13 protein-coding genes, 1 tRNA gene and 1 pseudogene are annotated in these 8,990 nt (G+C 55.8%); 4 read left to right on the top strand and 11 right to left on the bottom strand.

Annotation, left to right across the window (positions count from 1 at the left end; genetic code table 11):
• Positions 1 to 7: 7 nt before the first annotated feature.
• Together rplA and rplK are read right to left on the bottom strand one after the other, a co-directional pair.
• On the bottom strand, positions 8 to 706 hold the full coding sequence (gene rplA, locus MWU61_RS18635; protein ID WP_247129974.1) for a 50S ribosomal protein L1: 699 nt from the start codon (positions 704 to 706) through the stop codon (positions 8 to 10).
• On the bottom strand, positions 706 to 1,131 hold the full coding sequence (gene rplK / locus MWU61_RS18640; RefSeq protein ID WP_247129975.1) for a 50S ribosomal protein L11: 426 nt from the start codon (positions 1,129 to 1,131) through the stop codon (positions 706 to 708). The genes rplA and rplK overlap by 1 nt, the downstream gene beginning before the upstream one ends.
• Before the next feature lie 296 nt (positions 1,132 to 1,427).
• Here rplK and MWU61_RS18645 point away from each other — a divergent pair, with 296 nt between their 5' ends.
• Complete coding sequence (locus MWU61_RS18645; protein ID WP_247129976.1) at positions 1,428 to 1,928, top strand: cytochrome b/b6 domain-containing protein; 501 nt, start codon at positions 1,428 to 1,430, stop codon at positions 1,926 to 1,928.
• 10 nt (positions 1,929 to 1,938) lie between these two features.
• Positions 1,939 to 2,505, top strand: coding sequence for a hypothetical protein (locus MWU61_RS18650; RefSeq protein ID WP_247129977.1), 567 nt, complete (start codon positions 1,939 to 1,941; stop codon positions 2,503 to 2,505).
• Positions 2,506 to 2,526: 21 nt separating this feature from the next.
• Here the strand turns inward: MWU61_RS18650 and nusG are convergent, their stop codons facing one another.
• The 4 genes from nusG to MWU61_RS18670 form a co-directional block, all read right to left on the bottom strand.
• A complete protein-coding gene (nusG, locus tag MWU61_RS18655) occupies positions 2,527 to 3,060 on the bottom strand; it encodes a transcription termination/antitermination protein NusG (protein ID WP_247129978.1) in 534 nt (177 codons plus the stop codon).
• Positions 3,061 to 3,344: 284 nt separating this feature from the next.
• The gene (gene secE / locus MWU61_RS18660; protein WP_247129979.1) at positions 3,345 to 3,539 is read right to left on the bottom strand and encodes a preprotein translocase subunit SecE; all 195 of its coding nucleotides are present in this window, start codon (positions 3,537 to 3,539) and stop codon (positions 3,345 to 3,347) included.
• A gap of 89 nt (positions 3,540 to 3,628) precedes the next feature.
• Complete coding sequence (locus MWU61_RS18665; protein WP_247129980.1) at positions 3,629 to 4,516, bottom strand: hypothetical protein; 888 nt, start codon at positions 4,514 to 4,516, stop codon at positions 3,629 to 3,631.
• A gap of 42 nt (positions 4,517 to 4,558) precedes the next feature.
• Positions 4,559 to 4,634: transfer RNA gene (locus MWU61_RS18670), tRNA-Trp, on the bottom strand.
• Positions 4,635 to 4,746: 112 nt separating this feature from the next.
• Here MWU61_RS18670 and MWU61_RS18675 point away from each other — a divergent pair.
• Entirely contained in the window at positions 4,747 to 5,439 is a 693-nt protein-coding gene (locus MWU61_RS18675; protein WP_247129981.1) for a DUF374 domain-containing protein, read from the top strand.
• On the opposite strand, the gene MWU61_RS18680 is transcribed toward MWU61_RS18675, so the two are convergent.
• Entirely contained in the window at positions 5,416 to 6,054 is a 639-nt protein-coding gene (locus MWU61_RS18680) for a CatB-related O-acetyltransferase (RefSeq protein WP_247129982.1), read from the bottom strand. The two genes, MWU61_RS18675 and MWU61_RS18680, sit on opposite strands and share 24 nt — an antisense overlap.
• Before the next feature lie 117 nt (positions 6,055 to 6,171).
• On the opposite strand from MWU61_RS18680, the gene MWU61_RS18685 reads away from it, so the two are divergent.
• On the top strand, positions 6,172 to 6,666 hold the full coding sequence (locus MWU61_RS18685) for a ferritin-like domain-containing protein (RefSeq protein WP_247129983.1): 495 nt from the start codon (positions 6,172 to 6,174) through the stop codon (positions 6,664 to 6,666).
• A gap of 75 nt (positions 6,667 to 6,741) precedes the next feature.
• Here MWU61_RS18685 and MWU61_RS18690 read toward each other — a convergent pair whose 3' ends face one another.
• From MWU61_RS18690 to tuf, 4 genes and pseudogenes are all read right to left on the bottom strand, one after another.
• Positions 6,742 to 7,656: a hypothetical protein gene (locus tag MWU61_RS18690; RefSeq protein WP_247129984.1), complete on the bottom strand. Its 915-nt coding sequence runs from the start codon at positions 7,654 to 7,656 to the stop codon at positions 6,742 to 6,744.
• Positions 7,638 to 8,294, bottom strand: coding sequence for a DUF1007 family protein (locus MWU61_RS18695; protein ID WP_247129985.1), 657 nt, complete (start codon positions 8,292 to 8,294; stop codon positions 7,638 to 7,640). The genes MWU61_RS18690 and MWU61_RS18695 overlap by 19 nt, the downstream gene beginning before the upstream one ends.
• A 116-nt stretch (positions 8,295 to 8,410) precedes the next feature.
• On the bottom strand, positions 8,411 to 8,659 hold the full coding sequence (locus tag MWU61_RS18700) for a hypothetical protein (protein WP_247129986.1): 249 nt from the start codon (positions 8,657 to 8,659) through the stop codon (positions 8,411 to 8,413).
• A 122-nt stretch (positions 8,660 to 8,781) separates the two neighbouring features.
• Positions 8,782 to 8,990 (bottom strand): annotated as a pseudogene (gene tuf, locus MWU61_RS18705) (elongation factor Tu); the annotation flags it as partial.

Below are 8,990 nucleotides of genomic sequence, written 5' to 3' on the forward strand. Positions count from 1 at the left end.
TTAAGTCTTAGTTGCCAGTCGCGTTTGCGATGGACAATGTAACGCCTGGGCCCATTGTGGAAGAAACAGCGATCTTCTTCATGTATGTGCCTTTTGCGCCAGTTGGGCGTGCTTTCTGAACCGCATCAACAAATGCCAGAACGTTCTGTTCCAGCTGTTCGTTGGTGAAGGATGCTTTGCCGATACCAGCGTGAACAACGCCAGCTTTTTCCGCTTTGAACTGCACTTCGCCGCCTTTTGCAGCTTCAACAGCTGCTTTGACGTCCATAGTCACAGTACCAACGCGTGGGTTTGGCATCAGGTTACGTGGACCCAGAACTTTACCCAGACGACCAACAACACCCATCATGTCAGGTGTCGCGATGCAGCGATCAAATTCGATTGTGCCGCCCTGAACAGTTTCCATAAGGTCTTCTGCACCAACGATGTCTGCGCCAGCTGCTTTTGCTTCTTCAGCTTTCTCACCACGTGCGAACACAGCAACACGTACTGTTTTGCCTGTACCGTTTGGCAGTGCCACAGTCCCGCGAACCATTTGGTCTGCGTGACGTGGGTCAACGCCCAACTGGAGAGAGATTTCGATAGTTTCGTCGAACTTCGCTTTCGCGTTGTCCTTCATCAAAGCAACTGCTTCGGAAACGGTGACGTCTGCTTTGCCTTCGAAGGCTGCGCGAGCTGCAGTTGTACGCTTACCAAATTTAGCCATTACTTCACCTCGATGCCCATAGAGCGAGCAGAACCCGCGATGATCAGCATTGCGCCTTCGATGGAAGTCGCGTTCAAATCTTTCATCTTGGCTTCAGCGATCTCACGAACCTGCTTACCAGTGATGGAACCTGCAACTGTACGGCCAGGCGCTGTTGAGCCGGACTTCAGTTTCGCAGCTTTCTTGATGTAGTAGGACGCAGGTGGCGTCTTGATTTCCATCGAGAAGGATTTGTCCGCGTAATATGTGATCACGGTTGGGCACGGCGCGCCGTTTTCCATTTCCTGCGTTTTCGCGTTAAACGCTTTACAGAATTCCATGATGTTGATGCCGCGCTGACCCAATGCTGGGCCTACGGGTGGGGATGGGTTTGCTGCGCCCGCTGGGACTTGCAGCTTAAGTGTCCCTACTACTTTCTTGGCCATGTGGCCTCTCCTTTTCCAACGCCCGACAATCGCGATCATCCGGCTTTACGTTGTGTGGTTCGGCTGGTCACGCGCGCGCGCCAAGACCTCCCACAGCGATGCCACCCCATGTAGAGGCAACAGGTCGTGCGTTTAGATCGCGCCTAAGCGTTATGCAAGAGGTAATTCGTCTGCCTTCCCCATTCCCGTTCACGGCAAGGTGATCCGAGAATTTACACACCATCCGACCAATTTGAGCGCCCGCTGCGTTTAATACCGTAAGCAGTGTAACGATGCCCCCGATCAAGGACGTTCAGATGAGATACACCAAAGCGCAAATCAGATACCATTGGGCGTCTGTTTTGCTCACCTTGATCATGGCCGCGACAGGCATGGCATACCGGTTGGAATTGGCGGACGATGGCGCAATGTTAATCCATCAACTGACGGGCCAAGTTTTGATTGTTCTGCTGGTTGTGCGGATCATCAGCCGGATTGCAAAGCGCCCCGCATCGCCCCCGCATCGCAGCGTTGCAACGCTGGCAGCTAGCGCCATGCATATCGCACTATATCTTACCCTGATTGCTTTCGTCTTTACCGGCTACATCGGCGCGTCTGCCGAGCTGGACAATGCGCTGATCGCCCCTGCCAGCCTGAGCTTTGCAAGGTCTGATACCGGTGAGTGGCTGCTTGAAATTCATTACCTCTTGAAATGGGTGCTTCTTGTTTTGGTCGGCGGTCATGTCGCCGCGGCGCTGAAGCACCATTTCTGGAACCGCGATTCCACCCTCACTGATATGTCACTTAAAGCCAGATAAGGATTTCCCCATGCACCAGCTGACCCGACGCCATGTGATCGCAACATTAACCAGCAGCACCGTTTTGCTGTGTCCGGCGATCTTGAATGCGCAAACGACGACACTCGAATTGGATGATTGGGCTGACATCCCGGACGACACCCCGATCGGACAAAGCCAAACAATCAGCGTCGACGCGGGCACCAGCGAGATCGAGATTAGCGCATTGAAACCCGGCGAAGTTGCCGTGATCGCCCGCCCCACAACGGACGAAAAGTATACGGCAACCGGCATGATCCAGTATATCGCCGTGCACCACCGCACCGAGGATCAGATCACAGCCGCAGACGATCGTGACGGCACAATTCAGGACCCTGCATATTTCGTGGTGAACCTATTGTGCACCCACAAAGGCAAAGCCATAGGGATCACTGGCAATCCAGAGGCGCCATTTGCCTGCACAGATCGCGGCAGCCGCCACAGTTCGGTTTACAATGTATCGGGGTTTGGGGTGTCTGGCGCATCCGAAGATGAATACCTGTCTATCCCCGACTATACGCTGAGCGTCGGAGATAGCGTTGTTCTTACACTGACCTAACGGGTCAGGCGGCCGCAGGGATTAACCCTGCTTCACAACCTGCGTGTACTCCAGTTCGACTGGGGTCGCGCGACCAAAGATAGACACAGTCACCTTCAGGCGCTGGTTCTCTTCGTCCACTTCTTCCACCATGCCGTCGAAATCTTCGAACGGACCGTCGGACACTTTAACTTTCTCACCAATTTCAAAGCTGATGAGCGTACGTGGCGCTTCTTGACCTTCTTCAACACGACCAAGGATCGCTTTGACCTCTGCGTCACGCATCGGCATCGGGCGACCTTGCGGGCCCAAGAAACCTGTGACGCGGTTGATAGAGTTGATCAGGTGGTAGCCTTCGTCGGACATGTCCATGCGGACCAGAACGTAACCCGGCATAAAACGACGTTCGGCTGTCACTTTTTTATTGCGGCGGACTTCGATCACCTCTTCGGTCGGAACCAGCACTTCTTCGATCTGATCATCCAGACCCTGCTCTTCCGCTTTTTGGCGAATGGTCTCTGCGATCTTTTTCTCAAAGTTCGAGAGGACGCTTACAGAATACCAACGTTTGGCCATATCAAAGAGCACCTTTGCCGATTGCGGACTGCGCCGCAAAGTTCCAATTATCACAGACAGTTATATCATCTGCGCGGGGCAATAAAAAGCGGCGCGCAACTTGATTCGCCGCACGCCTTCCCCGAAAGTTGAGGCGTCGTACCGTTCTGAACCAATGTTTTCAAGGGGGTGGGGGCAGATTTCCGCACCGGTCGCTGTGGTTCGCCCACCGCGAAAACGGCGCAAAAGTGCAGCGTCGGATGCTTCCGGCGGGCGTTGATGAGGACAAATGTAGATAAAGTGGTTTAGCCGCCGAAGTAGTTCAGCACACCCTGCAGACCTGTGCGGATCAGAAGATCAACTAGAAAAAAGAAGATCGCGGTCAATGTGGCCATGATGAAGACCATGATTGTGGTCATCACAACTTCCCGACGGGTCGGCCAGACAACCTTTGCAACTTCTGCGCGGGTTTCGTTAATGAATCTGACTGGGTTAGCCATAGGTCGCGGTCCTTTACATCTGTAGATCGTCACATACGCAGTCTTTACTGGGTTTTCAAGCGGTAGGATGCAGGCCCGCAGTTTGCGCGTCAGGCCTGCAAAAACGTCACATCCGCCATGGCCGCAATCATCGCACATTGATCGGCATAGAACGCGCGCGACGCCGCATGTGTCGTCGCATCGTATAGATCGTAGGGCGGGTTATCGGCTGTGATGGGCAGGGCATCGGCGGCGATCCGTTTGAAATCCGGACCTGTGAACCGTTTCGCCAACAGAATCGCATCAACAGCCTGTTCGGAAAGCCGCGGATGGATCCGTTCGGACGGCGGCACAACATCGCGCGTGCCGACCATTGCCTCGCAAATCTGCGGGAACACGTCGGCGTAATCTTCTTGCCGCCAAACCGTCAGCGCACCTACGCCTGCTGTCGCCCGCAGCCTGCCAATGTAATCGGCCCAATCGACCACGGTGAACGGGTTCTTTTCGCGATACTTTTCCGGCTCAACGACGCGGTTGCCGTTCAGAATCTGACTATAGGCGGACCCCAAGTAGTCGGTGGGATTTCTGATACCTAGACACAGATCAATGGCCGGACCGCCGGCTTCTGCGATGATACGGGCAAACCGACTGACCCGGTCTGGGGCCGTGAAATAGAGGGGGGTCGGGATTCGCCCCCAGCCCCGCTGGAGTTTTCCGGCAAAGGTTTCTTCGGACAACACAAGCCTGTCGGCACCATCCGCCAATTCCGCGAGCGCATCGTGCGGCGACAATGTCGAAACTTCCGCGCTATCCGGATCGAAAGGAAACCCAAACCGTTCCGGCAAACTGGCCCCCGGTTGGCGCAATGTTTGTGGCCCTGCAAATGCCACGCCATCAATCGGTAAAGCCGCCATGATCGCGTGCTGCAAATGGGTGCTTGCGGTTTTATGCGCCCCAAGGTGCAACACAATTGTGCTGGGTAAAGCCTGCGATGTCATGAGATTGGCGGCCCCTCTGTCACACGGGAAGGATCAGAGGTCTGGCAGGGGTACACAGACTCGAACTGTGGACCTACGGTTTTGGAGACCGGCGCTCTACCAACTGAGCTACACCCCTACGCTGACCGACTGTCGATCTACCCCCATGCCAATTCTTTTTCAAGCCCCGCCTTGTCATTGTCCAAGAAAAAAGCGCATCAAAGAAAAACCGATCCAGACAGAGCCTTCAGATGTCCCCGTTTCGCCGCCGCTTGGAAAATTCTGCCTTTCTTGCCCGCTTTATCGCGACGCTTGTGGGATGGTACTTGCGGCTGTGCATTCTGACGTCAAAGTGGGAAACATCGGGACTGGATGCGCTGAGACGCGATCTGGAACAGGGGCCGGTTCTTTGCGCATTATGGCACGGACGATTGATGATGATCGCGCCACATTGGCCGCGGACCGCAGGATCGTTGTCTTGCTTACATGATACCGCGCCTATTGGACGGGCAGCGGGTGCTTTGCAGGCCTATTTCGGTCTTCAGCCGATAGAGATGTCCGCGAAACGGTCTAACGTGGCGCAATCCCGCATTGTGATGAAGCGGGCGAAGGAAGGCATAAGTATCGGAATTACAGCCGACGGACCAACCGGTCCGGGGTTTGCCGTGAAAGATGCCCCGTTGGAATGGGCGCGGATCATGCAGCGCCCGATTTACGGCTACGCCTTTTCGACGAAACGTCATCGTATCCTGAAAACGTGGGACAGTATGATGGTGCCATTGCCGTTTACGCGGGGCGCGATTGTGTTTGATCGGCTTGATGTCGCGATTCCGCGCAAGGCCAGCGATGTAGAAGTCGAAGCAGGCCGCGCTGTCATGACGGCAGAGTTGAACCGCGTGACCGCTATGGCAGATCAGATGTCAGGCGTCACGCAGCGCGGCTAGATCCGCCCCCACGATGGCCGCTTCATTGGCTTGCACTTTTTCAATGGGCCAATCCCACCACGCGATATCGAGAAGCTGTGCGATGGTCGCATCGTCAAACCGCCGCCGTACCACGGTCGCAGGGTTCCCTGCGACGATTGCGTAATCCGGCACATGGCCCCGCACGACCGATTGCGCCCCGATGATCACACCATTGCCGATCGTTGCCCCTGGTAGAATCGTCGCCCCCTGCCCGACCCAGACGTCATTCCCGATCACCGTGTCTGGTCCCGGTTCCGGCATCGACGCTGGTCCACCACCAAAGATCATGAACGGAAAGCTGGAAAACCCGTCATACCGGTGGTTCGCCGACGATGTCACAAAGGTCACACCGTCCGCGATCTGGCAAAATTTGCCGATTTGCAGCGTCTCTGGCGAAAAATCATAAAGGTATGGTGCGAGGTGAAACGCCCAATCATCAGGCGGCACATGCGCGCTGGCGTAGGTGTAATCGCCCACGTGAAACTTCGTATGATCCTTCACAGCAGGCGCGAGAAAGACCGTTCCGGCATGCGGCGTCCCGTCAGGCAAGATGACCGGATGAAGCGTATCAGGCGCTGGAAATGGATCGGGCATTGCGTGCTTTCTAGTCCGTCGATCCGCCCATCATTTGAAAAGTCTCAAAGTTTAGCGGAACGAATTTGATCCCATCATGTTGTGCAGACAATCGAAACGCAACGGAAAGGAAATATCATGTCAATGAATACCCTACATGACGTGTACCACGACCAACTTCAGGACATCTGGAGCGCGAACACGCAGTCGTTGGAGATTATTACCGAACTTGGCCGTGCCGCGAAGAACAAACATCTGTCCGAGGCCCTGATCGCTGGTGCGAACGGTGTTAGCGACGGTATCGAAAAAGTAGCCGAGATTTGCGCCAAGCATGACATCAAGCCAACAGGCGAACATTGCAAAGGCATGGAAGGTCTCGTGAAAGAAGCGAAGGCCCATGTGCTCGAGGCTGATTTTGGCGATGACGACGTGCGCGACGCGATGATTATCACGCAATACCAGCGGATGGTGCATTACGCGTTGGCCGGCTACGGCTGTTTGGTCGCCTTTGCGAACCGCATTGGCGAAGATGGCGAGGCCGCGATCTTGCAGGAATGTTTGGATAACACATACGACGGCGACCGGACGATGACCGATATCGCCACTGGTGAGGTGAACGCGAAAGCCGCGTAACACCGCCCCGATCCCTCCTTGCCTTCCCAAGGCACCGAAAGGCCGTCGCATCCTCCCTGCGGCGGTCTTTTGCGTTTATAGGACGCGCTGCAAAAGCTGGAGGGCCAGGATCGCGATAATCGCCCCTGCCAAAATTTCGACGATAGCCAGCACACGCGCTGTCGCGGTACCACCAGCGACCTGCGCCAACGTACTTTCCCGCAATCCAACAGACACAAGCGCAACCGCGCCAGTAAATGCTGCCGTGCCGATCCCCATCACAAAGGCGCCCGCGATTCCTGCCCAAGCCACGCCCAGTGCATTTGTCAGAATCAACAGAAAGACAGCACCTGTGCAGGGTCTGATCGCAATCGCCGCAATGACGGCAACGGCATCCTTTACAGACCGAACATTGGCCGCCTGATCAGGCGTCGGGCCGTGCGCGTGACCGCAACTGCTGCACACGCCGTCGTGGTCATGATCATGGTCGTGATGATGGTGGTTTTTGGCGGTCTGACGCGTTTGCAGAAAATGCCGAATGCCCCGCAGAAACAGCCAAAGACCAACACCAATGATCAGCGCGTAACTGAGCGGCGCAAAGAACTTGTCAGCCGCGTCGGTCATCTGCGTCCGCCCCCAGCCAAGCACCCAAATCGCGCCGTAGACCAAAATGACAGCCGTGAGCGCTTGGGCCAGTGACGATAGAACAGCCAACCCGACCAGCCGCGCCGCAGCGACACGCGCCCCGATGCCGTAACCACCGATGACGAGTTTGCCGTGACCGGGTCCGGCGGCATGCACGAAACCGTAGGTCAGGCAAAGCCCCCAGAGGCCAAGCAAAGCGCCCGCTTCTCCGGCCTGTAAGGCACGCAGACTGCGCGCCATCGCGTTTTGGACGTCGCGCTGCGTTGCCGTCGCCCAGCGGCTGACCGCGTCCGCGCCGCCAAATCCCCACAGGCCGATGATCACCGCGATCAGCCCGATAAGGCAGATTAACCCAATGGTGCGCATGTAACCTCTATGGTGTCAGCAAAAGCGACGCCGACTTCGGGGAATTGTTCGTCTGCACTGACATCAGCAGCGGGGCGGCCATAAAGCAATTCTTCGACCAACGTGTAAGCCGCATCAAGATTGGCGGGGGTAATCAACGCTTCGCAATTGTCGCGCCCTTCGATCTGTACGACCCCGACAAGGTCGTAGGCGACATAGTAGAACGGATCATAGGCGCGGATCGTGATTGGTGCCGTGGGATCGTTCAAAGCAGGGATCGGCCTGCGATGCATTTCACGCACGATCCCGTCCTCGAATACCATGGTGTGGTTCGTGCGCGGCGCAAGCTGGATGATTTCATCCCCTTGGCTAACCTCCAGATCACCTTGAAAATCCGCGGGCCATTCGGTGACAGACGCCGCGAGAATTTGTTCTTCTTCAGCCGTCAGCTGCATGTCCCCGTCAAGATCCAGACCAAGGTCGGATGTGATCAAAAGCGAGAAGTAATCGTCGTAAACCCATGCAAGATCGACCGCGGCAGGCACGCCATTTTCAAAGATGACCGTCACCTCTGTCGACACAAAAATATGCGGATGGGCCTGCGCCGTTGTGGACGGAACAGTCGCGGCGATCAGGGCGGGCAAGATAAGGTGGCGCATATCGAAATCATATGTGACGGGCTGCACCTGCGCAACACACACCCGTCTACAGGTAGTGGCGAATTCCGCCGATGGGGATAGCTAGGGCCGCGCCAGGCGGCACGGCCCAATATCGATTACAACGCGGGTACGCAAACGCCGGAATATGTACCGGTGCCGCTTGCGTCACGCCGCACTGTGACATTGGTCAATGTCTCTACTGGTGTGTTGCAAACAACATTCAGTTCATTGTCGGCCCAATTGGCCCCCGCAACGCCACTGACAACGTTGCCTTCACGGTCCGACGTCAAACGATCAGGGTCGCTGCCACCGGAACAAGCAGAGGTCAAAAGAACAAGGAATACAACGGGAAAGGTCTTTGTCATCTTTATCTCACAACAAGGTTTACACGTGAGAACGGGCTAGCATGTCGATAGACAAACAAAAAGGCCGCCCTGTTTCCAGAGCGGCCTTCTTTATCTCGTCACCTCTTGCGAGGTGTCATTGATTACTCAACAATCTTAGATACAACGCCGGCGCCAACAGTACGGCCACCTTCGCGGATCGCGAAGCGCAGACCGTCTTCCATGGCGATTGGAGCGATCAGTTCAACGTTGAACTTCAGGTTGTCGCCCGGCATGACCATTTCTGTGCCTTCTGGAAGAACAACAGTGCCTGTCACGTCAGTTGTACGGAAGTAGAACTGTGGACGGTAGT

Source organism: Loktanella sp. F6476L, assembly GCF_023015725.1.
In the GTDB taxonomy this organism is placed as follows: domain Bacteria; phylum Pseudomonadota; class Alphaproteobacteria; order Rhodobacterales; family Rhodobacteraceae; genus Yoonia.